Genomic DNA, 25,787 nt, shown 5'->3' on the forward strand with positions numbered 1-25,787 from the left:
TGCACTTTATCTGAGGATGGCATATGCAAATGCTCGCGAAATTACCAGCGCGTCGCTGGTGGTATTTAATGCCGGTGATTTTTATTACCTATAGTCTGGCGTATCTCGATCGTGCGAATTATGGTTTTGCCGCCGCTGCCGGTATTGAAAGTGATTTAGGAATAACTAAAGGGACATCATCGCTTATTGGCGCTCTGTTCTTCCTGGGGTATTTCTTTTTTCAGGTTCCCGGTGCGATGTACGCCGTAAAACGCAGCGTGCGAAAAATGATTTTCTTCAGCCTGGTATTATGGGGCTTTTGCGCGGCGGCCACCGGGTTTGTCAGCAATATTCCGATGTTAATGGTTATTCGCTTTACTCTCGGGGTAGTCGAGGCGGCGGTGATGCCGGCGATGCTGATTTACATCAGCAACTGGTTTACCAAAACCGAGCGTTCACGCGCTAATACCTTCCTGATTCTTGGCAACCCGGTGACGGTATTGTGGATGTCGATTGTCTCCGGCTACCTGATTCAGTCCTGGGGCTGGCGGGAAATGTTTATTATCGAAGGCATTCCGGCGGTGCTATGGGCTATCTGCTGGTGGATTCTGGTGCGCGATAAACCGTCGGAAGTCTCCTGGCTGACTGCGCAGGAGAAGCAGGTTCTGCAACAGGCGATGGATAGCGAACAGAGCCATATCAAACCGGTGCGTAACTATGGCGAGGCGCTGCGTTCACGAAATGTGATTATGCTTTGCGCCGTCCATGCGCTGTGGAGTATCGGGGTTTATGGCTTCATGATGTGGATGCCGTCGATTCTGAAAAATGCGGCGCAGATGGATATCGTGGCGGTAGGCTGGCTGGCGGCGGTGCCGTATCTGGCGGCGATTTGTCTGATGCTGACGGTCTCCTGGCTGTCGGATAAATTCCAGAATCGTAAACTGTTCATCTGGCCGCTGTTGCTGATTGCCGCCGTGGCGTTCTTCGGTTCCTGGATGACAGGCAATCAGTCTTTCTGGTCCTCCTACGGGCTGCTGGTTATTGCCGCCGCCTGTATGTATGCGCCCTATGGTCCCTTCTTCGCGCTGATCCCGGAGCTGCTGCCGCGCAACGTATCGGGGGTGTCGATGGGGTTAATTAATAGCTTTGGCGCGCTCGGCGCTTTCCTTGGCGCCTGGCTGGTGGGGTATCTCAATGGCATCATGGGCGGTCCTGGCGCGTCGTACACCTTTATGGCCATCGCGCTGCTGGCATCGGTGGTGCTGATGTACAACGTGCGGGCCAACGACGCCAGCACTGCCGCGCTGACGACGACAAAAAAGCTTGCGGGTTAACAGAATAGAAGCGGCTGTGGTAAGGTTCTCTGCGAGCATATGAGTCGTTTGTCGCAGAGAACCCGATGAAAAACAACCGGATGACATTACAGGATATCGCGAACCTGGCCGGTCTTAATAAAATGACGGTCAGCCGTTATTTACGAGACCCGGGCCAGGTATCGCAGCGCAGCCGTGAATTGATCGCTAAGGTCATGGAAGAGAACAACTATATTCCTAACCGGGCGCCGGAAATCCTGCTCAATGCCCGCAGCAAAACCATCGGCGTGCTGATTCCCTCCTTCCGTAACCAGATTTTCGCCGATGTGCTCGCCGGCATTGAATCCGTCACTTCCGCGCACCAGTATCAGACCCTGATCGCCAACTACGGCTACGATCCGCAGCGTGAAGAGCGCGAAGTGCTCAATTTGCTCTCCTACAACATCGACGGGCTGATTCTGACCGGTAAGCAGCACACCGACCGCATGATCCAGTATGTCCGCGCCAGCGGGATCCCGGTGGCGGAGCTGATGGATATCGGCGGGCAGCCGCTCGATATCCAGGTGGGGTTTGATAACGAGAAAGCCGGCTGGGATATGGCCCATGCGTTTCTCGAAAGCGGCAAACGAAAAATCGCCTTTTTTGGTTCAATGGACGATCCCCGCGATCTGAGCCGTTTCCGCGGGACAGAGCAAGCGGTGGCGGCCTGTGGCCTGAAGGCGTATCACATCACGCCGCGCACCATCTCCTCGGTGGCGCTGGGCCGCCAGATGTTCCTGCAAATGCAGCAGTCGCATCCGGATATTGACGCGATTTTTTGTACCAATGACGATCTGGCGGTCGGCGTGCTGCTGGAGTGTCAGGCGCAGGGGATTGCGGTGCCGCAGGAGATAGCGATTGCCGGCTTCCACGGGCTGGAGATTGGCCGCGCGCGGCTGCAAAAAATCGCCAGCGTCATTACTCCTCGTTATGACATCGGTAAAACGGCGAGTGAAATCCTGATAGCCCGTCTGGTGGGTAAAGATGCGCCAGATAGCGTGAATTTGGCCTATCAGATCTATTATGGCGATACGTTATAATTATTACCGCAATAGCAATATTCTTTTTTATGATTATCTATTGAATTTAGTTATGCAACGTATGATGCCTGCCTTAAGTTTATTCCTGGTGGCGGTCGGCGAATGAGCAAAACGTTTCGCTTATTATATTGCGAGATAAGCGATCATTTTTAAAAAATAATACTGGTATCTGATGGCTAATGTATGACATAACTAGCAAATAATGGAACCTGCATAAGGATACAGTGCTGTGAAGAATCTCATTGCTGAATTACTGGTAAAGCTGGCGCAAAAGGAGGAAGAAGCAAAGGAGCTGACGGTGCAGGTTGAGGCGCTGGAAGTTGTCGTGACGGCGTTGCTTCGCCATATGGCGCAGGATGCGCAGCAGGCATTAATTAACGATATTGAGCACGCTATTGAGCAGGCAAGTCCCGGCCCGCTGGTGGACGATCGCGACGCCCAACTGCTGCAGCAATATATAAAAAAGCTGTTACGGCATCCGCGTAATTAGTTCTTTTGACAGGATATGGATGCTGTCATTTTACTGTCATCTCGCTTTTATAAAGTCTCCCTCGTTTTGTTTTTTAAGTATTTTTTACATGGAGACGACAAAAGTGAAATTCAACGCCCTCTTTATTGCCCTGTTACCTCTGCTGGGCTCCCCGGTTATTCATGCTGAAACCACGACTGCCCCGCTTCTGGAAAATCGTGCCGCTCAGGGCGATATCACGACGCCCGGCGGTGCGCGTCGTTTAACCGGCGATCAAACGGCCCTGCTGCAGGCTTCGTTAATCAACAAACCCGCCAAAAATATTATTCTGCTGATTGGCGACGGGATGGGCGATTCTGAAATTACGGCGGCACGCAATTATGCCGAAGGCGCCGGCGGTTTCTTTAAGGGCATTGATGCGCTGCCGCTGACCGGTCAGTACACGCATTATTCTCTGGATAAAAAAACCGGCAAACCGGATTACGTGACCGATTCCGCCGCGTCCGCTACCGCCTGGACGACCGGCGTAAAAAGCTATAACGGCGCGCTGGGGGTCGATATTCATGAAAAAGATCATCAGACCATCCTCGAACTGGCGAAAGCCGCAGGGTTTGCCACCGGCAACGTCTCTACGGCAGAACTGCAGGATGCCACGCCAGCAGCTCAGGTCGCACATGTGACTTCACGTAAATGCTACGGTCCGAGCGTCACCAGCGAAAAATGTCCTGGCAACGCGCTGGAGAAGGGCGGTAAAGGCTCGATTACCGAGCAGTTGCTGAATGCCCGCGCTGATGTGACCTTAGGCGGCGGGGCAAAAACATTCGCCGAAACCGCGACGGCCGGTGAATGGCAGGGCAAAACGCTGCATGAGCAGGCTATTGCCCGCGGCTACCAGATTGTCACCGATGCCAGCTCGCTGGCCGCGGTCAGCGAAGCCAACCAGGGCAAACCGCTGCTGGGTCTTTTCGCCGACGGCAACATGCCGGTTCGCTGGGAAGGACCGAAAGCGTCTTACCACGGCAATATCGATAAGCCGGCGATAACCTGTACCCCGAACAGCAAACGTGACGCTTCCGTGCCGACGCTGGCGCAGATGACCGAGAAAGCGATCGGTCTTCTGAGCAGCAACGAGAAAGGATTCTTCCTGCAGGTTGAGGGCGCCTCCATCGATAAACAGGATCACGCGGCGAACCCGTGCGGTCAGATTGGCGAAACTGTCGACCTTGATGAAGCGGTACAAAAAGCGCTGGAGTTTGCCAAAAAAGAGGGGAATACGCTGGTTGTGGTCACCGCGGACCACGCGCACGCCAGCCAGATTATTCCGGCCGATTCCAAAGCTCCGGGCCTGACTCAGGCGCTGACGACCAAAGACGGTTCGGTGATGGTCATCAGCTACGGCAACTCGGAAGAGGAGTCGATGGAACATACCGGCACGCAGCTGCGTATTGCCGCTTATGGTCCGCATGCCGCTAACGTTGTGGGCTTAACCGATCAGACCGATCTGTTTTACACTATGAAAGCCGCACTGGGCCTGAAATAAGCCGCTGCCGATGGTGAATTATTGCCATCGGCTGGTTTTTTTTCCCGCCAGTGACCAGGCTTACAGTGATTGACTGACAAAAGGATGGTGTGATGAAAATAACAATGTTGGTGACCCTGCTTTTTGGTCTTATCTTCATGACGGCGGTGAATGCTGCGGAAAAAACGTTAACGCCCCAGCAGCAAAAAATGGCGACCTGCAACAAAGAGGCCTCGTCGAAAACGCTGAAAGGGGACGAGCGTAAAGCGTTTATGAGTCAGTGTCTCAAGAAAGAAGCGCCAGCGCCGGAAAGTAAGGGTCTGACGCCTCAGCAGCAAAAAATGCGCGAGTGCAACGGTCAGGCGACCCAGCAGTCTCTGAAAGGGGACGATCGTAACAAGTTTATGAGTGCCTGCCTGAAGAAACAGGGTTAACGGCGCGGGTGTCGAAACTGACGCGATAAAAACGGGTGAGGAGTCTCCTCACCCGTTCTCGACAGGAGGGGATCAGGAGCGGCTGAGCTTCTCTGATTTTTCCATGCATTTGACCATGGCCTCGATGACCGCAGAGCGGAACCCTTTCTCTTCCAGTACCCGCACGGCTTCGATGGTGGTCCCGCCTGGCGAGCAGACCCTGTCTTTCAGCGTTCCCGGATGTTCTCCGCTTTCGAGCACCATTTTGGCCGACCCCATCACCGCCTGAGCGGCAAATTTGTACGCCTGAGCGCGCGGCATACCGCCGAGAACGGCGGCATCCGCCATCGCTTCAATAAACATGAAGACATAGGCTGGCGCGGAACCGCTCACGCCCACCACCGGGTGGATCATCGGCTCGGCGATAATTTCGGCCTGGCCGAAGCAGCGGAAAATCGTCAGCGTTTCGGCGACCTCTTCGCTGGTGACCAGCGCGTTAGGCGTCACAGAGGTCATCCCGGCGTTAACCAGCGATGGGGTGTTCGGCATCGCGCGGACGATCTTGCGATCGTGGCCCAGCGCCCGCGCCAGCTGATCGAGCGTGACGCCAGCGGCAATTGAGATAACCAGCGAGTCTTTATTCAGGCTGGAGGCGATTTCACTGAGCACTTTAATCATGATCCCCGGCTTAACCGCGCCGAAGATGATATCGGCGATCTGAGCGACTTCCTGCGCGCTCTGCGCGGCATTAATGCCGTACTGGTCGTGCAGGGCCGCCACTTTGTCCGGCGACGGGGTGTAGACCCAAATTTGCCCAGGCTGCACCTGTCCGCTGGCGATCAGACCGCCCAGAATGGCCTTACCCATATTCCCGCAGCCGATAAAGCCAATTTTCTTCTCCATCACCGTTCCCCTTTGCTTATTTTGTCGTGAGTTATCTAGCTTATCACTCCAGCGCTTCCCCGGGGGACAAAAGCAGGTGACAATGACGCCTCCCTTTTTCGTCGACAGGAGCCGGAATGGCTATTTGGGTTGATGCGGACGCGTGTCCGAACGTCATTAAAGAGATTTTATTCCGCGCCGCCGAGCGTACGCAGACCTCGCTGACGCTGGTTGCCAACCAGCCGCTGCGGGTACCACCGTCACGGGTGATCCGCACGCTGCGCGTGCCGCAGGGGTTTGATGTGGCCGATAACGAAATCGTCCGCTTGTGTCAACCGGGCGACCTGGTGATTACCGCCGATATTCCGCTGGCGGCGGAAGTGCTGGCCAAGGGCGGCGCAGCCTTAAATCCGCGCGGCGAGCGCTACAGCGAGGCGACCATTCGCGAACGTCTGACGATGCGCGATTTTATGGAAACGATGCGGGCCAGCGGCGTACAAACCGGCGGCCCGGATAGTTTGTCGCAGCGCGACCGGCAACAATTTGCCGCCGCGCTGGAGAAGTGGCTGTCAGAGACGAAACGCCAGCAGGGTTAAACCCAGCTGTCGTCATCGCCGCCGAAATCGTCGTCGTTACCCATACCGGCGTCGAAGTCAGAGTTCCAGGTGTTATTATCCGCGAGGAACTGATTATCGTCCTGACGGAACGGATCGTCGGCGCCGGACAACTCCTGCGTCTGACTGAGGTCGGGCTGCGGTTTTTCTTCAATAATATTGACGATCTCCTGCGGATGCGAGCCGCTGAACATATTGGTCAGCATATTGCCCAGCACCACGCCGCCTGCCACGCCTGCCGCCGTTTGTAGCGCCCCGGCCATAAAGCCGCCGCCGCTGCGCGCCGCCTGTGGCGCATAGTTCTGCTGCGGCGCTTGCGGCGCATACTGCGGTTGCGCGCTGGCCTGCGGGCGGCCATATTGTTCGGCCCCGGGAATGGGGTCGGATCCGCGGGTCTGACCGCCGCCAAACAGGCCGGAGAGGAACCCACCGCTGCTCGGTTTTGCCGCCTGGAGCTGCGTCACCTGGCTTTCCAGCGCCTGGATACGATCGTTGAGCTGCTTGATGGCGGCTTCCTGGATCAGTATCGTTTGCGCCATATAATAGGGCGCGGCGGGCTGCTCTTTCATGTGTTGCGCAATCCGCTCCTCGGCGCTGGCATCGCGCGAAGCGCTCTGCGTCCCGGCCTCTTTCAGGCGGGAAAACAGTCCATCAATAAGGCGTTGTTCTTCAGATTGCATGGTACTTTCCTCTGTCATACTGGTCGTTTAGCGTCAGAGTGCGACTGAACGTACCATGTTGTAAATATGTTGATGCGTAAAGCTATGCATAAATGTGTTACCGTTTACGCCAGCCGGCGGCTGAAAAATAACCTTGTTGAATAAGTAAATCTGGAATAACACTTAATGCAATGATAGGTTTACGCGATAAATCCTTTTGCTATCTGTGGTAGCCTGGATTTTTCATATTAATGTAACGTTTTTTTTACGATTATTGCCGGCGATTTTGCAGGCACCATTGCTTACTATTCGTATTCATTTTCCCGCGATATGCGGAACCAGGGGGTCTTCGGTAATGACATTGCCAATCTTTCTCATCGGGCCGCGCGGCTGCGGTAAAACGACAATCGGCCATGCGCTGGCGCGGGCGCGTCATTACCAGTTCACCGATACCGATCATGCGCTGCAGGAGCGTGAGCAGCGTACGGTCGCGACCATTGTTGAGCAGGAAGGCTGGGCGCGTTTTCGCGAGCTGGAGTCAGAGGCGCTGGAAGCGGCCACGCTGCCGCAAACGGTGGTGGCGACCGGCGGCGGTATTATTCTGGCTGAAGGTAACCGCCAGTTCATGCGCGAAAACGGCGTGGTGATTTACCTGCAGGTGCCAGTTGCGGCCCTGATTGACCGTCTTGAAGCGTATCCGAAAACCGAGCAGCGTCCGACGCTGACCGGCAAACCGGTGCGCGATGAAGTCGGCGAAGTGCTGGCGCAGCGAGAAGCGCTGTATCGCGCCACCGCGCATCATATTATCGATGCCACCGCGACACCGGATGACGTCGTCGGGCAAATTCTGGCGACGTTGCAGAATGCCTTCGCGCCGCAAGAAGCGCAGTGCGCTGAGGCTGCAAGAGAGTAAGGGACGCTGTCCCGCGCTGCGAGTTAAGACTTTACTGACGGTAAAGGGCGCAGGGGCTCCTATACTTAATAGCTCTGATGGCCGAAGAAGGAAGAGCTATGCCCACCCAACCTCCCTATCCGAGAGAAGCGCGTATCGTTGCCGTTGTGAAAGGTCCCGCAGGCCAGGGGGAGACCTGGTACCAGCTGCGCGCCGATTTCCCGACTGCCGATTCACTGATCAGTGAACACCCTACGGAACAGGAAGCGCTGGATGCTAAACAGCGCTACGAAGACCCGGATAAATCATAATCTCGCCCGCCCGGAATGCCCTTTGCGCAGAGGAATACCGGGCCTCCATCACATTTTTCATTCATCAGCGCTGCTGATGATTCCCTAACGTACGGATTTTTCAGGCAGGCGCCTGAGGCTATATTAATCTTTACATTCAACGGCGGCGCTAAGCTGCTACGCTTCTGGACGGTTGATTTTTAGTCAACAGGGGGGCGGATGTCGTATGTAGTAAGCCTGTGCTGAAGCAGTGGTAGTGAAAAGGTACGTGATATGAGTACAACGATGGCGATTTTAACCGTTGGCGTGGTACCGGTGGCGGAAGTTTTGCCGCTTTTAACCGAACATATCAGGGAAGAGCAGATCACTCATATTAGCCTGTTAGGCAAAATGACGCGTGAAGACGTTATGGAAGATTATGCCCTTGATTCCGGCGATGAATGCCTGCTGACGTTATTGAATGATAACCTGCCGGTCGAGGTTTCGCGCCAGAAGGTCGAGCGTGATTTAAAGCATATTATCGCGATGCTCGACAGGCAAGAATATGATGTCATTCTGTTTTTGAGTTCCGAAATGCTCAGCGGCCTCACGGCGCGCAAGGCTATTTTACTGGAACCACAGCGGATTATTCCGCCGCTGGTGGCGTCGATTGTAGACGGGCATCAGGTCGGGGTTATCGTTCCCGTTGAGGAGGTGCTGCCCATGCAGCAGCAAAAATGGCTGTCGTTAGAACACGCGCCTTACTATGCGTTAGCCAACCCGATCAGCGGCAGCGATAGCGATTTATTACGCGCCGGACGGGCGCTGCTGGAGCAGGGCGCCGATGTGCTGGTGCTGGACTGCCTGGGTTACCACCAGCATCATCGCGACGTATTGCAAAAAGCGCTGGATGTGCCGGTTCTGCTGTCAAATGTGCTGGTTTCCCGGCTGGCTGCAGAACTATTAGTTTAACATGGTCCGATAGCGTAATTTTGCGTGACAGGGGCAAGGAGCGCCCCCTATATTGAGGCTTCAACAAAAGATCATAAGGGCTTGTTTATGCTTCAAAGCAATGAATACTTCGACGGAAAAGTGAAATCTATTGGCTTCACCAGCAGCAGCACCGGTCGCGCGAGCGTCGGGGTGATGGCAGAAGGGGAATATACCTTTGGTACCGCGCAGCCGGAAGAGATGACGGTGGTGAGCGGTGCGCTGAATGTGCTGCTGCCGGGGGAGACCGAGTGGAAAGTGTATGCCGCCGGTGAAGTATTCAATGTACCAGGCAATAGCGAGTTTCATCTGCAGGTGGCTGAGCCAACCTCTTATCTGTGCCGCTATCTGTGATTCAACGCCTTCCTGCCGCGGCAGGAAGGCGTTTTGCCCGCTTTGTCGGGCGCTGATTAGCGCTGCGCTTCGCCACCCAGAGCTTCTACCAGATTCTGAATCAACGCCGCCAGTTCGCCGGTCATCAGAATAAAGTCGGCGTCAAAACGCTGAGCGAAATCTTCCCGGTCAATATCTTCATTCTGGTCACGCAGTTCGTCGCAGAACTTCAGGCGCTTGATCGAACCATCTTCGCACATCAGGAACTGAATACGCTGCTGCCAGTCGAGGGCCAGCTTAGTGACCACTTTGCCCGCTTCAATATGTACGGCGATTTCATCGCTGACCAGATCCTGTTTCTTCGCCCGAATGACGCCGCCATCTTCCAGCATGGCCTTCAGTTCAGCTTCATCCAGCAGCTGGAAGCCCTGAGCGACGGACCCGGAGCGGACCCATTCGGTGAGCGTCAGCTCGATCGGGTTTTCCAGCGCCAGCGGAACGACCGGCAGCGATCCTAACGTTTTACGCAGCAGCGCCAGCGTATCTTCCGCTTTCTTCGCGCTGGCACAATCCACCATGATCAGCCCGTTGACGGTATCGATCCACATCATGGTCTGGCTGAAGCGGCTAAAAGCACGGGGCAGCAGAGAATGCAGCACTTCGTCTTTCAGCGAATCTTTCTCGGTTTTTTTCAGCTTACGGCCCTGATCGGCTTCCAGCTTGAGGATCTTGGCTTCCAGCGCCTGTTTGATAACCGGTGACGGCAGGATCTTCTCTTCTTTGCGTGCGCAGATAACGATCTGGCCATTTGCGGTATGCGTCAGCGCATCGCTGTGTGATCCCATTGGCGATACCCAGCCGGTCTTCGCCATATCCTGGCTACCGCAAGGGGTAAATGTCAGCCCGGCCAGCTGTTTTTCCATCTCCTCGGCACGCAATGAAATGTCGCGGCTGAGACGGTAAACCATTAAATTTTTGAACCACAGCATGATAATTTCCACGGCGTTATCGTTAAATCCAGCGGGCATAATAGCGAATTGTCGCTATGCTTGCATTGTTAATCGGGGAGAGGAGCTTACAGTGCGTATTGGTATCGATTTGGGCGGCACGAAAACGGAAGTCATTGCCCTGAGTGACCATGGAGAACAGTTATTTCGCCACCGTTTGCCGACTCCACGCGAGGATTATCGGCAAACGATCGAGAATATCGCCACGCTGGTGGAGATGGCCGAGCAGGCGACCGGGCAGCGCGGCAGCGTCGGCGTCGGGATCCCCGGCTCGATTTCGCCCTATACCGGGGTCGTGAAAAATGCCAACTCCACCTGGCTCAACGGTCAGCCGTTTGACAAAGACCTGAGCCAGCGCTTAAACCGCGAAGTACGCCTGGCAAATGATGCCAACTGCCTGGCGGTTTCCGAAGCGGTAGACGGTGCCGCCGCCGGGGCGCAGACCGTGTTTGCGGTGATTATCGGTACCGGATGCGGGGCCGGCGTGGCGATACAGGGGCGTTCCCATATTGGCGGCAACGGCACCGCGGGGGAGTGGGGTCACAACCCGCTACCGTGGATGGATGATGATGAACTGCGCTATCGCGCCGAAGTGCCGTGCTATTGCGGTAAGCAGGGATGTATTGAAACCTTTATCTCCGGGACCGGTTTTGCCACCGATTACCAGCGTTTGAGCGGCCAGTCGCTAACGGGCAATGCGATTATGCAGCGGGTCGGCGCGCAGGACCCGCTGGCCGAGCAGGCGTTAAAGCGTTATGAGAGGCGTCTGGCAAAGTCGTTGGCCCACGTGGTCAACATCCTCGATCCGGATGTGATTGTCCTCGGCGGTGGGATGAGCAACGTCGAACGTCTCTACCAGACGGTGCCTGAGCTGGTGAAATCATGGGTATTCGGCGGGGAGTGCGAGACGCCGATTCGAAAAGCCGTACACGGCGACTCCAGCGGCGTGCGCGGCGCGGCCTGGCTGTGGCCGCTGTAAATCAGCGTGACCCCGTTGCCCTGGTCAGCAGGGGCAACGGGGGGGTAATCACAGATCGGGGATCTCATCCAGGTGAGAGTAAATCGTCAGCCCCCTTTTTTTCCCTTCCTCGACATCAAGATCGGCGCCCCGGGACTCCCCCGGTATACGCAAAATCGCGTCGCAGCGGCTAATCAAACGATGGGCGACGGGATATAAAAACTCTTCGCTGATCGGATCGCCTGTTTCCTTTGAACCAGCGGCTTTGGCCAGAGGTAAAGCGAGCCACTCGCCAATAACGGGAATATGCCCTTTACGATAAATATTCAGCGCAACCTGTGCCATGACGTTCAGGTTGGCAGCAATCAGTTCCGGGCGATCATTGGTGCCGCTGCGGACGGGACCCGCAACCAGGATAAGACAACTTTTCATCTCTCAGACCTTCTTAATATGTGAGCGGGAAGACGGGAAACCCGATGGATATCCGCAAAGGCGTTTTTACCTGGCGCACACCTGTCGGGGACATTGCATCTGCACGTTTGTGCACGAATGGCGGTGATAATAGATTTTTTCCGCCTTTAGTGCCTGAAACGTCATGTTTGTGCCTGTTTATTCGCATTATAGAAATTAAAATGAAATTATCATGCATGTTCGTGCGATATCAAGATAATTCGTGAAATTACGGCAAGGATAATGCACCGGAGAAGTGCGACCTTTCCTCGAAAGGAAAGGTCTGTAGCGAGGGAAATACTCGGGGGTTACTCGACGGAAAACATTTTATCCAGCCGGCTGTAGCCAAGCCCGTTGATTTTCTTAACTTTGATCTGCACCGGAATGCGCTCTTTCATGGCTTCAACGTGGCTTATCACGCCGATCACCTTACCGCTGGCATTGAGAGCGTCGAGCGCATCCAGCGCCGTATCCAGCGTTTCGCTATCGAGCGTGCCGAACCCTTCATCAAGGAACAGCGAATCAATGCGCGTTTTGTGGCTCACCAGATCGGACAGCGCCAGCGCCAGCGCGAGACTGACCAGGAAGCTTTCACCGCCGGAGAGGGTGCGGGTATCGCGTACCGCATCCGCCTGCCAGGTATCAACCACTTCCAGCTCCAGCGCCTCGCTGGCCTTGCGCTGGAGTTGATAGCGCCCGTGCAGGCGATTCAGCTGATGGTTCGCCAGCCAGACCAGGTTATCCAGCGTTAGCCCCTGGGCGAATTTACGGAACTTATCCCCTTCTTTAGAACCGATCAGCGCATTAAGCCATGCCCAGTCTTCGAGCTGCTGCCCGGCAAGCGCGATCTCCTGCTGCAATGTTTGCTGGCGTTGTTGGTTCACGGCGTTGTGTTTCAGCTGCTGGTGGAGTTCTCCCTGGCGGGCGCTGTTTTCTCGCAGCTGCGGCGCCAGCTGGAGCAGACGAGCCTGGACCTGTTCCAGCGGGAGGGTGAGGTCGACATCGGCCGGCGGCTGTTGTTGATGCCGGGTGAGCGCATCGCGGGCGCGCAGCGCCAGGGCATTATTTTGCTGTAAGGCATTTTCCAGCGTCTGTTTGAGCTGCTCCAGCCGCTGGCGCGTCTCTTCATCGAGCAGGGCGGCGAGAAAGGCCCGCTGGTCGGCAAACGGACTGCGGGAGAGTGCGCCAGCGAACTGAGCGTGCGTCTCGCGCAGCGCTTCCTGCTGCTGGCTTTCCTGTTGGCTCAGCGTCCGCCACTGGCTGTGCAGTGCCAGGCAGTCGTCATGCACCTGACGCCAGCCCGCCAGCGGCGCCGGGGAGGCTACCTCGTCCGTCGACAGGAGTTCTGGTGCTATCTCCGGAAGCGTTTCCAGCAGCGGCGTCAGCTGTTGCAACTGCTCCTGAAGGGCGACGAATTGGTTCTGCTTTTCCTGCCACAAGCGGGTTTCCGCTTCCCGCAGCTCCAGCCACTCCGCCGTCCGATCGGCCTGCGGAACGCTGAGCGCGAAGGGCGAGAGTTCTGCCTCCAGCTGCGTGCGACGCTGTTCCTGCTCCTGTCGGAGCTGCCGCAGCTGTTGCTCGCCCGCCTGCTGCTGGGCCTGCCAGGCCAGCCGCTGCTGGTGCTGGTACAACTGCTGTTCGTTCTCTTGCTGGGACGCCAGCCAGCCGGGAATATCATCCTGCGGCTGCAGGTCGCAATGCAGTCCGCTGACGGTTGTCTGCCACTGTGAGGTGAGCGCTTGCTCCTGCTGGAGGAGTGAGTCCAGCTCCTCTTTCTCTTTAACCTGTTGTTTAAGCAGCGCCTCAAGCTGGCCGCGTAGCTGGGCGCCTTCTTCCGCCAGCTGTTTGACTTCACGCTCCAGGCTATCCCGGCGGGCCTGATTCACGCCGGGCTCCAGCGCCCGGTATTGCGCGACGGCCGGGTGTTCGCTGGAACCACAGAGCGGACAAGGGGCGCCGGGCTGCAGGCGAGCGCGCTCTTCTTCCAGCCCGACAATGCGCGCTTCCAGCTCACAAATAGCCTTCACATCGCTGAATTGCTGATGTTTTTCTTTGTATGCCAGGCGGAGCTGGGCCAGGGTTGTTTCCAGCTTTTCCTGTTCCTCGCGACGGGCCTGCTCCGTGGTTTGCAGCTGCTGCTGGCGCTGGCGAAGCGGCAACAGGCGGCTATGCAGCGTCGAAAGCTGCTGGCGCAGCGGACGGGCGGCGGTATGTTGTGCCAGGCTGGCGGCGACCTGGTCGGCATCCAGCGTCAGCGTTGCAGGCGGCAGCTCCGCCAGCTGGCGGATGGTTTCCGTCAGGCTCTGTTGTACGACGTTGTGCTGCTGTTCATCGCGCGTCTGCTGCTGGAAAGCGGCCCGCCAGCCCGCCAGCGCGTTGCCCCACTGGCGATAGCGATCGTGCTCTTTAAGCCACAGGTTGAGGGCGTGATGGGCATCCTGTAAGCGCGCCATCTGCTGGCTGGCGGCAAGACGTATCCCAGCGCGCAGCCGCAGTCTGTCCTGTAAGCGAGTATTTACTTCCCCTACCTGGCGGTGGGTTTGCGCCAGCGCGGCGGTTTGCTCCTGCTGTCGGGTCCACAGCGGGCGAAGCTGCTCGGCCGGCTGGGCGTTGAGCAGCGTGGCAAGCTGCGGCTGGGCCTGTTCCAGCGCCTGCTGTGCGTCCTGTAACCGGACCTGAGATTGCGAGGCTTCCGCGCTCAGCTCTTGCTGACGCAGCAGCCACTGCTGCGTCGCCTGCAGGCGGGCTTGCTCCGTAAGCTGTAGGCGTTCTTCATCAGTAAGCGCTTGCAAACTTTGCTGTAGGGCCTGCTGCTGCTCATCGCTCAGCAGCACAACGCCGGAGGCCTGAGCCTGAAGTTTCTCCAGTTCGTTGCGGGCGAGCTTATGTTTTTCAAACACCTGTGCGGATATCTGGCCGTATATTTCGGTGCCGGTCAGCTCTTCCAGCAGCTCAGCGCGTTCTTTCGGTTTGGCGTTGAGGAACGCGGCGAACTGACCCTGGGAAAGCAGCATTGAGCGGGTAAAGCGGCCGTAATCCAGTCCAGTGAGCGAGGCGGTAAGTTCGAGCTTATCTTTGACTTTATCGGCGAGGATCTGCCCGTCGTCGCAGCGGGCCAGCTCAACGCGCGGGGCCTGCAGGTTGCCCTCCGGCTGATTGCGGGCGCGGTTCTGGCTCCAGAAGGCGCGATAGGCCGTCCCTTTGACCTCGAATTCCACTTCCGCCAGACACTCGGCGGTATCGCGGGTCATCAGATCGTTTTGCGATTGCGATACGCTGCTCAGACGGGGCGTTTCGTGATACAGCGCGAGGCAGATAGCGTCCAGCAGCGTGGTTTTCCCGGCGCCGGTGGGGCCGGTGATGGCAAACAGCCCGTTGCTGGCGAACGGTTCGGCGGTGAAGTCGATTTTCCATTCGCCTTTTAACGAGTTGATATTTTTCAGGCGCAAACTCAGAATTTTCACAGGTGCTCCTCACCATTCAGACTATGCAGCGTTTCGTTGAACAACTGCTTCAAACGCAGTTGCTGCGCCTCTTCCAGCGTTTCCTGCGCCAGACGGCGTGCAAACACTTCCTCGACCCGCAGTTCGCTCAGCGTTTCCCGCCGCTCTCCCGCCAGGATGCGTTCACGTTGGGCGCGGCTACGGCGAACCAGCAGCACTTCCACCGGCAGATCTTCGGTCTGAGCCTGAATTTTGCGCTGAATATCATGGAGATATTCGTCACTGGTAATTTCGATGTCCAGCCAGACGACCGGCTCTTGCGGCGCATCCCGCCACTGGGTGAGCTGTTCGCTGATGCTGGCGAAATCGCCTTTCAGCACCGCCAGCGGCTGCGTTACCGGCACCGTCAGAGGATGGACCTCGCTCAGATGCCCGTCGCTGAAGGTCACCAGATTGACGCTTTTGCTTTTTCCCGTCTCGTCAAAGCTGAGGGCGATAGGCGAGCCGCTGTAGCGAATATGTTCGCTGCCGCCGATTTTCTGCGCCCGGTGAATATGGCCGAGGGCAATATAATCAACGGGCGGGAAATGGCTGGCGGGAAACGCCTCCAGCGTGCCGATGTAGATATCGCGCACCGCATCGCTTTTGCTGGCGCCGACGGTGGTCAGGTGGCCGCTAGCGACGATCGGCAGCGGACGATCGCCGCGCAGGGCGCAGGCCGCTTCATACTGCTGCTGATAATAGTCGCTGATGGCGCTTAACAGCAGCTGCTGCTTTTCGCCGCTGGAGTGGCCGGCCTGGCTGGTGACCAGTTCACGCGGGCGCAGGAAGGGGACCGGGCAAAATATGGCGCCGGGCGTGCCGTCGCGCTGCGGCAGAATAAAGGGGGCATGGCCGGCGCTGGCCACCACCGTGGTTTTCAGAAAGGCCAGAATATCGCGGGATTCATTCAGCGTCGCCACCGAATCGTGGTTGCCCGCCAGTACCACCAGCTGGCAGCCGGTCTGCTGTAGCTGAACCACAAAGCGGTTATACAGCTCGCGGGCGTAGCTTGGCGGCGAGCCGGTATCAAAGATGTCGCCGGCGACAATAATGGCATCGACCTCGTGCGCCTGCGCGCTGGTCAACAGCCAGTCGAGAAAGGCCGAGTGTTCGGCGGCGCGACTCTTGCTGTAAAAGTTCTGGCCAAGATGCCAGTCAGAGGTGTGGATGATGCGCATAAGTATTCCCTGGCGAAAAAGCATTGGCGCATTATATACCTGTCATCCCGCAGGTTGCCCTCTAAACACAGGCAGGATCGATTGTTACTCCTTGTCATTATTCAAAATCCGCTATCATATGACGGTCATTTTCTTCATAAATCTGTCACAAAACTGACGCATAATGGCGCCGCACTCTATACTGATGGCTAAAAAATACAGGGTAAATAATGGCGAGAAGAATTCTGGTCGTTGAAGATGAAGCTCCGATCCGCGAAATGGTCTGCTTTGTTCTGGAGCAAAACGGCTTTCAGCCCGTCGAGGCGGAAGATTATGACAGTGCGGTGAGTCAACTCAATGAACCCTGGCCTGATTTGATTCTCCTCGACTGGATGCTGCCGGGCGGATCGGGTCTGCAGTTTATCAAGCTGCTGAAGCGTGAGGCGATGACCCGCGATATTCCGGTGGTCATGCTCACCGCGCGCGGCGAAGAAGAGGATCGCGTGCGTGGTCTGGAAACCGGCGCCGATGATTACATCACCAAGCCTTTTTCACCGAAAGAACTGGTGGCGCGAATCAAAGCGGTGATGCGCCGTATTTCGCCGATGGCAGTGGAAGAAGTGATTGAAATGCAAGGGCTTAGCCTTGATCCTTCCTCCCACCGCGTGATGACCGGTGAAAGTCCGCTGGACATGGGGCCGACGGAGTTTAAATTATTACACTTCTTTATGACTCACCCGGAACGCGTCTACAGCCGCGAACAGCTGCTGAATCACGTCTGGGGGACCAATGTGTATGTAGAAGACAGAACGGTGGATGTGCATATTCGTCGTCTGCGCAAAGCGCTGGAACATAGCGGACATGACCGGATGGTACAGACGGTCCGCGGCACGGGATATCGTTTCTCCGCCCGTTTCTGAATCTCGACAGGAGTGTGAACCGTGCTGGAACGGCTGTCATGGAAAAGGCTGGCGCTTGAGCTTTTCTTATGTTGTATCCCGGCCCTGATTCTCGGGGCGGTAGTGGGTTATCTGCCGTGGTTTTTGCTGGCGGCAGTCACCGGACTTCTCATCTGGCATTTCTGGAATTTATTACGTCTTTCATGGTGGCTATGGGTCGACCGTAGCATGACGCCGCCGCCGGGGCGAGGCAGCTGGGAACCGCTGCTCTACGGCCTCCACCAGATGCAGATGCGCAATAAAAAGCGCCGACGCGAGCTGGGCAATCTGATCAAACGCTTTCGTAGCGGGGCGGAATCTTTGCCCGATGCGGTGGTGCTGACGACGGAAGAGGGGGCTATTTTCTGGTGTAATGGCCTGGCTCAGCAGATCCTGAATCTGCGCTGGCCGGACGACAGCGGCCAAAATATTCTCAATCTCCTGCGCTATCCTGAATTTGCTAACTACCTCAAAAACAGGAATTTCTCAAAACCGCTCAATCTGATCCTCAATACTTCCCGTCATCTGGAGATCCGCGTGATGTCCTACAGCGACAAACAGTGGCTGATGGTGGCGCGCGATGTGACGCAGATGCATCAGCTGGAAGGCGCGCGGCGCAACTTTTTTGCCAACGTCAGCCACGAGCTGCGCACGCCGTTAACGGTGCTGCAGGGTTATCTGGAGATGATGCAGGAGCAGGAGCTGGAAGGGACGACGCGCGAAAAAGCGCTGCATACGATGCGCGAACAAACCCAGCGCATGGAGGGCTTAGTCAAACAGCTGCTGACGCTGTCGCGGATTGAAGCGGCGCCGACGCTGGTCATGAATGACAAAATCGACGTACCGATGATGCTGCGGGTGGTGGAGCGAGAAGCGCAGACGCTCAGCCAGCAGAAGCAGACGATCCACTTCCACGTCGATGAGACGTTGCTGGTACTGGGTAACGAAGAGCAGCTGCGCAGCGCGGTGTCCAATCTGGTGTATAACGCAATCAACCATACGCCAGCGGGGACAGAGATTACCGTCAGCTGGCAACGGGCGCCGCATGGCGCGTTGTTCAGCGTTGAGGATAATGGTCCGGGGATTGCGCCTGAGCATATTCCGCGTCTGACCGAGCGATTTTATCGCGTGGATAAGGCGCGTTCGCGGCAAACCGGCGGCAGCGGCCTTGGGCTGGCCATCGTGAAACATGCGGTGAATCATCACGATAGTCGCCTGGAAATTGAGAGTACGGTAGGCCTGGGGACGCGGTTTAGCTTCTTACTCCCGGAACGTTTAATTGCCAAAAAAAGCGCCTGAGCGCGCCGTTGTCAACATGACTTGCCAATGACCAGCTTCGGCTGGTCATTTTCGTTTGTCGTCACTTTTTAGCCGCGTAATTAATGAACGTCCGCTGCTTTTTTGTTCGCATGATTAGCCGGATGTTTTCCTGTGATATGGTCAATAATCCCACTCCTTAAAGTAGACTTAGCATAATCATCTGCTTTTGCGATCCCGCCTTGCATTAAAACGTTATAAGCGTTTAAATTGCCCCCCATGCTGTCGCAGACAGACTGTTTTTGCGTGGTAATTCAAAAAACAATTCTTTCCCACGCGTATTCGGGAGCATATCCCGCTGATTTTTCCGGCAACCACCGCGGTATCCTCCCTCAGGGGAAGACACGGTTTTTTTCCGTTTGTTAACAACACCACATCCACAGGCAGTAATGAATTTATGACCCATCAGTTAAAATCTCGCGACATTATCGCGTTGGGCTTTATGACCTTCGCGTTGTTCGTTGGCGCAGGCAACATTATCTTCCCTCCGATGGTCGGTTTACAGGCTGGTGAACACGTCTGGACCGCCGCTATTGGCTTTCTGATTACCGCCGTGGGTTTACCGGTGCTGACGGTGGTGGCGCTGGCGAAAGTCGGCGGTGGCGTGGAAAGCCTGAGTACGCCGATCGGCAAAGTGGCCGGCATCCTGCTGGCCGTGGTCTGCTATCTGGCCGTTGGCCCGCTGTTTGCGACGCCGCGTACCGCAACGGTCTCTTTTGAAGTCGGGATTGCCCCGCTGACCGGCGATGGCGAGATGCCGCTGATGATTTACAGCGTGATCTACTTCGCGCTGGTGATCCTCGTCTCGCTCTATCCGGGCAAACTGCTGGATACGGTGGGCAATTTCCTTGCTCCGTTGAAAATTATCGCCCTGATCATTTTGTCCGTTGCGGCAATGATCTGGCCGGCTGGCCCAATCAGCAATGCGCTGGAAGCTTACCGCACCGCGCCGTTCTCTAACGGCTTCGTCAACGGCTATCTGACCATGGATACGCTTGGTGCAATGGTCTTCGGTATCGTCATTGTTAACGCCGCGCGTTCCCGCGGCGTAAGTGAAGCGCGCCTGCTGACTCGCTACACCGTCTGGGCCGGGCTGATGGCCGGTGTGGGGCTGACGCTGCTGTATCTGGCGCTGTTCCGCCTCGGGTCTGATAGCGCAACGCTGGTGGAGCAATCCGCCAACGGCGCGGCGATTCTGCATGCCTATGTCCAGCACACCTTCGGTGGCGCGGGGAGCTTTATGCTGGCGGCGCTGATTTTCATCGCTTGTCTGGTGACCGCGGTGGGCCTGACCTGCGCTTGCGCAGAGTTCTTTGCGCAGTACCTGCCGTTATCCTATCGTACGCTGGTGTTTATCCTCGGTATTTTCTCGATGGCGGTCTCCAATCTCGGTCTGAGCCATCTGATTCAGATTTCGATTCCGGTATTGACGGCTATCTATCCGCCTTGTATCGCCCTGGTGGTCTTAAGCTTTACCCGCAACTGGTGGCATAATTCGTCCCGCGTCATTGCGCCGGCCATGTTTATCAGCCTGATGTTTGGTATCATCGACGGCATTAAATCGTCGGCGTTCGCCGACATGTTACCGGCCTGGACCTCGCGTCTGCCGCTGGCTGAACAGGGTCTGGCCTGGCTGATGCCTACCGCGGTGATGATGGTTCTGGCGGCGATCTGGGACCGCGCGGCAGGACGGCAGGTGACCTCCAGCGCGCATTAAGCGGCGGTTTTAATCAGTGTTAAGCCACGGGGCTTTGGGTCCCGTGGTTTTTTGTTTTTCAGGTAATCCTCTTTTAGGGCTTGCTCCGCTGAAGACCTGAAGAGAAAAACGGCATGGAATACGATGGAAAGTAGTAACAAACTTAAGCGCGGGCTAAGTACCCGGCATATCCGCTTTATGGCGCTGGGATCCGCGATTGGTACCGGCCTGTTCTATGGTTCAGCCGACGCCATTAAAATGGCCGGCCCGAGCGTCCTGCTGGCCTATATTATCGGCGGGGTGGCCGCGTATATCATTATGCGCGCGCTGGGCGAAATGTCGGTACATAACCCTGCCGCCAGCTCATTTTCGCGCTATGCGCAGGATTATCTCGGCCCGCTGGCGGGCTATATCACCGGCTGGACCTACTGTTTTGAAATTCTGATTGTGGCGATTGCCGACGTGACGGCGTTCGGGATTTATATGGGCGTCTGGTTTCCGACGGTCCCGCACTGGATCTGGGTGCTCAGCGTGGTGCTGGTTATCTGCGCCGTCAATCTGATGAGCGTTAAGGTCTTCGGCGAGCTGGAGTTCTGGTTCTCGTTCTTTAAAGTCGCCACCATCATCATCATGATTATTGCCGGTTTCGGCATCATTATCTGGGGTATCGGTAACGGCGGGCAGCCTACCGGCATCCATAATCTGTGGAGCAATGGCGGCTTCTTCAGCAACGGCTGGCTGGGAATGGTCATGTCGCTGCAGATGGTGATGTTCGCCTACGGCGGGATAGAGATTATCGGCATCACCGCCGGCGAGGCGAAAGACCCGGAGAAATCCATTCCGCGCGCGATTAATTCGGTTCCGATGCGCATCCTGGTGTTCTATGTGGGCACGCTGTTCGTGATTATGTCCATTTATCCGTGGAATCAGGTGGGTACTGACGGCAGCCCGTTCGTTCTGACTTTCCAGCATATGGGTATCGCGTTTGCTGCCAGTATCCTTAACTTTGTGGTGTTGACCGCCTCGCTGTCGGCGATTAACAGCGACGTATTCGGCGTCGGGCGTATGCTGCACGGGATGGCCGAGCAGGGCAGCGCGCCGAAGATTTTCGCCAAAACCTCGCGTCGCGGGATCCCGTGGGTGACGGTGATGGTAATGACCGTTGCGCTGCTGTTTGCGGTCTATCTTAACTACATCATGCCGGAAAACGTCTTCCTGGTGATTGCGTCGCTGGCCACTTTCGCCACCGTCTGGGTGTGGATAATGATCCTGCTGTCGCAGATTGCTTTCCGCCGTCGTCTGTCGCCGGAAGAGGCGAAAGCGCTGAAGTTTAAAGTGCCGGGCGGCATAACCACCACCGCCGTGGGCCTGGTGTTCCTCGTCTTTATTATTGCGCTGATTGGCTACCATCCGGATACCCGTATCTCGCTGTACGTCGGTTTCGCCTGGATTGTGCTGCTGCTGGCTGGCTGGCAGTTGAAAACCCGCCGCGACCGTCAGCTGGCGCAGGCGCAGTAACGTGTCCCCGCGCCTGCCGGATTTGGCAGGCGCGTTCTCCACCCCCGTTATCCTCCCCCAATAATTTCTGTGATGATGAGTCATACGCCTGTGGGCTGTGGCAAGGTGTGCCCATTCTAAAGAGAGAGGAATGACGATGTTGAAGGCATGGCACCTGCCTGTGGCTCCGTTTATCAAGGAGCAGCAGGAACGACTCTTTATCACTTTATGGCTCAGCGGCGATAATCTGCCGCAGCGGGTGACGTTGCGTGCGGAAGAAGACAATGAAGAGCTCTCGCTGCCGATGCGCCGACTGCGCCAGGAGCCGTATCCGGGCGTTGTGGCGTGGCGGGGCGAACTCAATCTTGCCGGCGGTCAGCCGCGTCGGCGCTACAGTTTTAAGCTGCTGTGGGCCGATCGTCAGCGCTGGTTTACGCCGCAGGGCTTTAACCGTTTCCCGCCGGCGCGACTGGAACAGTTCGCCGTCGATCTACCGGATAGCGGCCCGCAGTGGGTGGCCGATCAGGTCTTTTATCAAATTTTCCCTGACCGTTTTGCGCGCAGCGAGCCGCGAGAAGCGGAGCAGGATCGGGTCTATTATCATCACGCCGCCGGGCACGACATCGTGCGGAAATCGTGGAATGAGCCGTTAACCGGCGAAGCGGGCGGGTCGACATTCTACGGCGGCGACCTGGATGGGATCAGCGAGAAGCTGCCGTATCTCAAACAGCTTGGCGTGACCGCGCTCTATCTGAACCCGGTATTTGTCGCCCCCAGCGTGCATAAATACGATACCGAAGATTACCGCCGCGTCGATCCGCAATTCGGCGGCGATGGCGCGCTGCTGCGTCTGCGCCACAATACGCAGCGGGAAGGGATGCGTCTGATCCTCGACGGCGTGTTTAACCATACCGGCGATTCGCACGCCTGGTTCGACCGCCACCAGCGCAGCAGCAGCGGGGCGTGTCACCATGCCGATTCGCCGTGGCGCGACTGGTTTACCCTCTCGCCAGAAGGGGAAGCGCATAGCTGGCTGGGCTACGCCAGTCTGCCTAAGCTGGATTACCAGTCCGCGAGCCTGGTGAATGAAATCTACGCCGGAGAAGACAGCATTGTCCGCCACTGGTTGAAGGCGCCGTGGAGCATGGACGGCTGGCGGCTGGACGTGGTGCATATGCTGGGCGAAGGCGGCGGGGCGCGCAACAACCTGCGCCATATTGCCGGTATTACCGCGGCGGCGAAGCAGGCCCAGCCCGACGCCTTTGTCTTTGGCGAACATTTTGGCGACGCCCGCCAGTGGCTCCAGGCGGACGCTGAAGATGCCGCCATGAACTACCGCGGTTTTACCTTCCCGCTGTGGGGGTTCCTCGCTAATACCGATATCTCTTACGACCCGCAGAAGATTGATGCGCAGACCTGCGTCGCCTGGATGGATAACTACCGCGCCGGGCTGTCGCATCAACAGCAACTGCGGATGTTTAACCAGCTCGACAGCCACGATACCGCGCGCTTTAAGTCGCTGCTGGGCAAAGATATCGCCCGCCTGCCGCTGGCGGTCGTGTGGCTGTTTTGCTGGCCGGGCGTACCGTGCATCTACTACGGCGATGAAGTGGGCGTCGATGGCAACAACGATCCCTTCTGTCGTAAACCCTTCCCGTGGGATCCCGCCCTGCAGGATACCGCGCTGCTGGGGCTGTATCAGCGAATGGCGAAGCTGCGCAAAGCCAGTAAGGCATTGCGATACGGCGGCTGTCAGGTGATTTATGCCGAAGAGAACGTGGTGGTCTTTGTTCGCGTGTATAAGCAGTTGCGCGTGCTGGTAGCCATCAACCGCGGCGAGGCCTGCGAAGTGGTTGTCGAGGATTCGCCGCTGCTGGACGTTGGCGAGTGGCAGGTGAAAGAGGGCGTCGGCGCGTTGCATGATGGCGTCCTGAGCCTGGCCGCTATTTCCGCCTGCGTCTGGTTTAGCCGTTAGCCGTAGAGCGGGTTCAGAAACGGGTCGTGGAGAATCGCCTCCCGCCACCAGCGCTGGGCGAGGCCGTCGTTATCGCTACGCCAGGCGATATTCAACGACCGTAGGGCGTAGGTGGTGGTTTGTTGATGGCGCCGAGAATCATATCTGCGCCGGTCCGCTCTTCCCTGGCTCCAGCCAGCTCCCAGCTGTACGGACTGTTTTTCCAGATCTTTTGCGGCGTTGCTCAATGAGGCCGATCGCCTACGGCAAGATCCTCGCTACCGGCAGCAGCGATCGGATCATGAGTTTTGCTGCCCAGGGGACGCAGATAGTCGATCTGCAAGGCCATACGGTGATCCCCGGTCTCAACGATTTCCACCTGCACCTGATCCGCGGCGGACTGAATTATAATCTCGAGCTGAGCTGGGAGGGGGTTCCGTCGCTGGCGGACGCGCTGTGGATGCTGAAAGATCAGGCCGATCGCACGCCGTCTCCGCAGTGGGTGCGCGATGGCCGCGGTAACCCCACCGGGATGCTGATCGCTAAACCTAACGCGATGATCCTCTACGCGACCCTGGCGAAAGGGCCGAAACTGCCGCTGGAGCAGCAGGTCAATTCGACGCGCCAGTTTATGCGTGAGCTGAACCGGCTTGGCCTTACCAGCGCGATTGATGCCGGGGGTGGTTTCCAGAACTATCCGAAAGATTATGAAATTATTGAACAGCTGCATGCGCAACAGCAGATGACCGTGCGTATTGCCTATAACCTGTTTACCCAGCGGCCAAAACAGGAGCTGGATGATTTCGAACGCTGGGCCGATATGCTGAAACCGGGGCAGGGGACCGACTTTTTCCGCGCCAACGGCGCTGGTGAAATGCTGGTCTTCCCGGCGGCGGATTTTGAAGATTTTCTGCAACCGCGCCCTGACCTGCCGGAAGGGATGGAAGATGAGCTGGAGCGGGTGGAGCACCGCTGGCCGTTCCACCTGCATGCCACCTATGATGAATCCATCAGCCGGATGCTGGATGTTTTTGAGAAGGTGAACCGCGATATTCCGTTTAACGGCCTGAACTGGTTCTTTGACCATGCGGAGACCATTACCGAGCGGAATATTGAGCGCGTGAAGGCGCTCGGCGGCGGTATCGCGGTGCAGCACCGAATGGCTTTCCAGGGCGAATATTTTGTCGATCGCTATGGCAAAGAGGCGCTTAAGCATACGCCACCGGTGGCGAAAATGCTGGCGCTGGAGGTGCCGGTGGGACTGGGGACCCTGCGGCGGCGAAAGTCGGGGCGATAGCCCAGATGCACCAGTGCTGCGGTAGCTGCGGCGTGCACGGTCATCAGCATGATATTGCCCGTCAGTCGTCGCTGCCGATGTCGGACGAGCAGGCGTTCCGGGGCGTGATGGGCTGCTCCTGCTTCGCGTTTTAGCCTCTGACAGGTTAGCGCACTCCCCCGGCGAGACTCCGGGGGAGTGCGTAGCGCGACCATCTGATGACGCATCAACGATATGCCGGGCTTAGCCCCGGTTCTGAGAGCCAAATAGCGGGATCCGGCGGGCGACCATCTCGCGCACGGGCAGCAAGCCTTGCCGGATAACTTTGCGCGGATCGTTAATATCGTGACCGTTATCGGCGGAGAACGGCGCCTTCACGGTCCCGTACCTGGCGTACATATTTCCGTGTTGATGTTAATTTTTGCCGTGGCTAGTCCTGATATCGGTTGACAGTTTTCTGCCTGTAAAACGCCTGATGAATATCATCAGGCGTTTTGTATTTCAGGGGCAGATGCTCAGACCGGATGTGGTTAATAGCATCGCGGGATTTCAGTGCATTTCATCTCACACCGGAAACGCTCAAAAATACCTCCTGGAAAAAGCCAGGATTGACATGACATGGAGAGAAAAATTCGCTCCTT

22 protein-coding genes and 3 pseudogenes are annotated in these 25,787 nt (G+C 57.0%); 17 read left to right on the forward strand and 8 right to left on the reverse strand.

Translation table 11 applies throughout. The features are described from left to right. The first annotated feature begins 23 nt into the window (after window positions 1-23). From FNY10_RS00410 to psiF, 5 genes are all read left to right on the forward strand, one after another. Window positions 24-1,313, forward strand: a complete 1,290-nt coding sequence (locus FNY10_RS00410; RefSeq protein WP_160702215.1) for an MFS transporter — start codon at window positions 24-26, stop codon at window positions 1,311-1,313. Between the two features lie 65 nt (window positions 1,314-1,378). Continuing rightward, window positions 1,379-2,371 (forward strand): DNA-binding transcriptional regulator IdnR, encoded by a 993-nt coding sequence (gene idnR / locus FNY10_RS00415; RefSeq protein ID WP_160702213.1) that lies wholly within the window; start codon window positions 1,379-1,381, stop codon window positions 2,369-2,371. A gap of 229 nt (window positions 2,372-2,600) precedes the next feature. Next, window positions 2,601-2,861, forward strand: coding sequence for an anti-adapter protein IraP (gene iraP / locus FNY10_RS00420; RefSeq protein ID WP_131049918.1), 261 nt, complete (start codon window positions 2,601-2,603; stop codon window positions 2,859-2,861). A gap of 88 nt (window positions 2,862-2,949) precedes the next feature. Further along, complete coding sequence (gene phoA / locus FNY10_RS00425) at window positions 2,950-4,380, forward strand: alkaline phosphatase (protein WP_160702211.1); 1,431 nt, start codon at window positions 2,950-2,952, stop codon at window positions 4,378-4,380. 92 nt (window positions 4,381-4,472) lie between these two features. Beyond that, window positions 4,473-4,793, forward strand: coding sequence for a phosphate starvation-inducible protein PsiF (psiF, locus tag FNY10_RS00430; RefSeq protein WP_100683066.1), 321 nt, complete (start codon window positions 4,473-4,475; stop codon window positions 4,791-4,793). Between the two features lie 72 nt (window positions 4,794-4,865). On the opposite strand, the gene proC is transcribed toward psiF, so the two are convergent. After that, window positions 4,866-5,675 carry a pyrroline-5-carboxylate reductase gene (proC, locus tag FNY10_RS00435; protein WP_100683067.1) on the reverse strand — a complete coding sequence of 270 codons (810 nt, stop codon included), beginning with the start codon at window positions 5,673-5,675 and terminating at the stop codon, window positions 4,866-4,868. 116 nt (window positions 5,676-5,791) lie between these two features. Here proC and FNY10_RS00440 point away from each other — a divergent pair, with 116 nt between their 5' ends. After that, complete coding sequence (locus FNY10_RS00440; RefSeq protein ID WP_100683068.1) at window positions 5,792-6,250, forward strand: YaiI/YqxD family protein; 459 nt, start codon at window positions 5,792-5,794, stop codon at window positions 6,248-6,250. On the opposite strand, the gene FNY10_RS00445 is transcribed toward FNY10_RS00440, so the two are convergent. Next, a complete protein-coding gene (locus tag FNY10_RS00445; RefSeq protein WP_100683069.1) occupies window positions 6,247-6,948 on the reverse strand; it encodes a DUF2076 domain-containing protein in 702 nt (233 codons plus the stop codon). The two genes, FNY10_RS00440 and FNY10_RS00445, sit on opposite strands and share 4 nt — an antisense overlap. 334 nt (window positions 6,949-7,282) lie before the next feature. Between FNY10_RS00445 and aroL the strand changes: the two genes are divergently transcribed. The 4 genes from aroL (at window position 7,283) to ppnP (ending at window position 9,432) form a co-directional block, all read left to right on the forward strand. Then, the gene (aroL, locus tag FNY10_RS00450) at window positions 7,283-7,840 is read left to right on the forward strand and encodes a shikimate kinase AroL (protein WP_131049917.1); all 558 of its coding nucleotides are present in this window, start codon (window positions 7,283-7,285) and stop codon (window positions 7,838-7,840) included. 98 nt (window positions 7,841-7,938) lie between these two features. Beyond that, window positions 7,939-8,130, forward strand: a complete 192-nt coding sequence (locus FNY10_RS00455; protein ID WP_100683071.1) for a YaiA family protein — start codon at window positions 7,939-7,941, stop codon at window positions 8,128-8,130. 252 nt (window positions 8,131-8,382) lie between these two features. Further along, window positions 8,383-9,060, forward strand: a complete 678-nt coding sequence (locus FNY10_RS00460; protein WP_131049916.1) for an AroM family protein — start codon at window positions 8,383-8,385, stop codon at window positions 9,058-9,060. An 87-nt stretch (window positions 9,061-9,147) separates the two neighbouring features. Then, entirely contained in the window at window positions 9,148-9,432 is a 285-nt protein-coding gene (ppnP, locus tag FNY10_RS00465; RefSeq protein ID WP_002890284.1) for a pyrimidine/purine nucleoside phosphorylase, read from the forward strand. Between the two features lie 56 nt (window positions 9,433-9,488). Here the strand turns inward: ppnP and rdgC are convergent, their stop codons facing one another. Further along, window positions 9,489-10,400 carry a recombination-associated protein RdgC gene (rdgC, locus tag FNY10_RS00470; RefSeq protein WP_100683074.1) on the reverse strand — a complete coding sequence of 304 codons (912 nt, stop codon included), beginning with the start codon at window positions 10,398-10,400 and terminating at the stop codon, window positions 9,489-9,491. 91 nt (window positions 10,401-10,491) lie between these two features. Between rdgC and mak the strand changes: the two genes are divergently transcribed. Further along, window positions 10,492-11,397, forward strand: a complete 906-nt coding sequence (gene mak / locus FNY10_RS00475; protein ID WP_191119578.1) for a fructokinase — start codon at window positions 10,492-10,494, stop codon at window positions 11,395-11,397. Window positions 11,398-11,445: 48 nt separating this feature from the next. Here mak and FNY10_RS00480 read toward each other — a convergent pair whose 3' ends face one another. The 3 genes from FNY10_RS00480 to sbcD all read right to left on the reverse strand — a co-directional run bounded on the left by FNY10_RS00480 (window position 11,446) and on the right by sbcD (window position 16,489). Continuing rightward, complete coding sequence (locus FNY10_RS00480) at window positions 11,446-11,808, reverse strand: NUDIX hydrolase (RefSeq protein ID WP_131049913.1); 363 nt, start codon at window positions 11,806-11,808, stop codon at window positions 11,446-11,448. 326 nt (window positions 11,809-12,134) lie between these two features. Next, window positions 12,135-15,290, reverse strand: a complete 3,156-nt coding sequence (gene sbcC / locus FNY10_RS00485) for an exonuclease subunit SbcC (RefSeq protein ID WP_131049912.1) — start codon at window positions 15,288-15,290, stop codon at window positions 12,135-12,137. Further along, window positions 15,287-16,489 (reverse strand): exonuclease subunit SbcD, encoded by a 1,203-nt coding sequence (sbcD, locus tag FNY10_RS00490; protein ID WP_131049911.1) that lies wholly within the window; start codon window positions 16,487-16,489, stop codon window positions 15,287-15,289. Before sbcD ends, sbcC begins: the two co-directional genes overlap by 4 nt. 209 nt (window positions 16,490-16,698) lie before the next feature. Here sbcD and phoB point away from each other — a divergent pair, with 209 nt between their 5' ends. The 5 genes from phoB to malZ all read left to right on the forward strand — a co-directional run bounded on the left by phoB (window position 16,699) and on the right by malZ (window position 23,891). Next, on the forward strand, window positions 16,699-17,388 hold the full coding sequence (gene phoB / locus FNY10_RS00495; protein WP_100683078.1) for a phosphate response regulator transcription factor PhoB: 690 nt from the start codon (window positions 16,699-16,701) through the stop codon (window positions 17,386-17,388). Between the two features lie 21 nt (window positions 17,389-17,409). Beyond that, window positions 17,410-18,705 (forward strand): phosphate regulon sensor histidine kinase PhoR, encoded by a 1,296-nt coding sequence (gene phoR, locus FNY10_RS00500; protein WP_131049910.1) that lies wholly within the window; start codon window positions 17,410-17,412, stop codon window positions 18,703-18,705. Window positions 18,706-19,120: 415 nt separating this feature from the next. Beyond that, on the forward strand, window positions 19,121-20,440 hold the full coding sequence (brnQ, locus tag FNY10_RS00505; RefSeq protein WP_100683080.1) for a branched-chain amino acid transporter carrier protein BrnQ: 1,320 nt from the start codon (window positions 19,121-19,123) through the stop codon (window positions 20,438-20,440). Window positions 20,441-20,563: 123 nt separating this feature from the next. After that, window positions 20,564-21,937 carry a proline-specific permease ProY gene (gene proY / locus FNY10_RS00510; protein WP_131049909.1) on the forward strand — a complete coding sequence of 458 codons (1,374 nt, stop codon included), beginning with the start codon at window positions 20,564-20,566 and terminating at the stop codon, window positions 21,935-21,937. Between the two features lie 136 nt (window positions 21,938-22,073). After that, window positions 22,074-23,891 carry a maltodextrin glucosidase gene (malZ, locus tag FNY10_RS00515; RefSeq protein WP_160702207.1) on the forward strand — a complete coding sequence of 606 codons (1,818 nt, stop codon included), beginning with the start codon at window positions 22,074-22,076 and terminating at the stop codon, window positions 23,889-23,891. Here the strand turns inward: malZ and FNY10_RS27250 are convergent. Beyond that, window positions 23,888-23,980: pseudogene (locus FNY10_RS27250) on the reverse strand (hypothetical protein); the annotation flags it as partial. The gene malZ and the pseudogene FNY10_RS27250 overlap by 4 nt on opposite strands. A 146-nt stretch (window positions 23,981-24,126) precedes the next feature. On the opposite strand from FNY10_RS27250, the pseudogene FNY10_RS00520 reads away from it, so the two are divergent. Further along, window positions 24,127-25,301 (forward strand): annotated as a pseudogene (locus FNY10_RS00520) (amidohydrolase family protein); the annotation flags it as partial. Between the two features lie 88 nt (window positions 25,302-25,389). Here FNY10_RS00520 and FNY10_RS00525 read toward each other — a convergent pair. Then, window positions 25,390-25,574, reverse strand: a pseudogene (locus tag FNY10_RS00525) (fructose-bisphosphate aldolase); the annotation flags it as partial. Window positions 25,575-25,787 lie beyond the last annotated feature (213 nt).

The organism is Klebsiella sp. Lac1, assembly GCF_009825425.1.
Lineage (GTDB): Bacteria > Pseudomonadota > Gammaproteobacteria > Enterobacterales > Enterobacteriaceae > Klebsiella > Klebsiella electrica.

Coding starts and splice junctions, on each gene's coding strand:
- FNY10_RS00480 (WP_131049913.1), bottom strand. CDS start 11,808: ATGAAAAGTTGTCTTATCCTGGTTGCGGGTCCCGTCCGCAGCGGCACC.
- phoB (WP_100683078.1), top strand. CDS start 16,699: ATGGCGAGAAGAATTCTGGTCGTTGAAGATGAAGCTCCGATCCGCGAA.
- psiF (WP_100683066.1), top strand. CDS start 4,473: ATGAAAATAACAATGTTGGTGACCCTGCTTTTTGGTCTTATCTTCATG.
- phoA (WP_160702211.1), top strand. CDS start 2,950: ATGGAGACGACAAAAGTGAAATTCAACGCCCTCTTTATTGCCCTGTTA.
- brnQ (WP_100683080.1), top strand. CDS start 19,121: ATGACCCATCAGTTAAAATCTCGCGACATTATCGCGTTGGGCTTTATG.
- malZ (WP_160702207.1), top strand. CDS start 22,074: ATGTTGAAGGCATGGCACCTGCCTGTGGCTCCGTTTATCAAGGAGCAG.
- FNY10_RS00440 (WP_100683068.1), top strand. CDS start 5,792: ATGGCTATTTGGGTTGATGCGGACGCGTGTCCGAACGTCATTAAAGAG.
- rdgC (WP_100683074.1), bottom strand. CDS start 10,400: ATGCTGTGGTTCAAAAATTTAATGGTTTACCGTCTCAGCCGCGACATT.
- aroL (WP_131049917.1), top strand. CDS start 7,283: ATGACATTGCCAATCTTTCTCATCGGGCCGCGCGGCTGCGGTAAAACG.
- FNY10_RS00455 (WP_100683071.1), top strand. CDS start 7,939: ATGCCCACCCAACCTCCCTATCCGAGAGAAGCGCGTATCGTTGCCGTT.
- sbcD (WP_131049911.1), bottom strand. CDS start 16,489: ATGCGCATCATCCACACCTCTGACTGGCATCTTGGCCAGAACTTTTAC.
- FNY10_RS00410 (WP_160702215.1), top strand. CDS start 24: ATGCAAATGCTCGCGAAATTACCAGCGCGTCGCTGGTGGTATTTAATG.
- ppnP (WP_002890284.1), top strand. CDS start 9,148: ATGCTTCAAAGCAATGAATACTTCGACGGAAAAGTGAAATCTATTGGC.
- proC (WP_100683067.1), bottom strand. CDS start 5,675: ATGGAGAAGAAAATTGGCTTTATCGGCTGCGGGAATATGGGTAAGGCC.
- FNY10_RS00460 (WP_131049916.1), top strand. CDS start 8,383: ATGAGTACAACGATGGCGATTTTAACCGTTGGCGTGGTACCGGTGGCG.
- FNY10_RS00445 (WP_100683069.1), bottom strand. CDS start 6,948: ATGCAATCTGAAGAACAACGCCTTATTGATGGACTGTTTTCCCGCCTG.
- idnR (WP_160702213.1), top strand. CDS start 1,379: ATGAAAAACAACCGGATGACATTACAGGATATCGCGAACCTGGCCGGT.
- proY (WP_131049909.1), top strand. CDS start 20,564: ATGGAAAGTAGTAACAAACTTAAGCGCGGGCTAAGTACCCGGCATATC.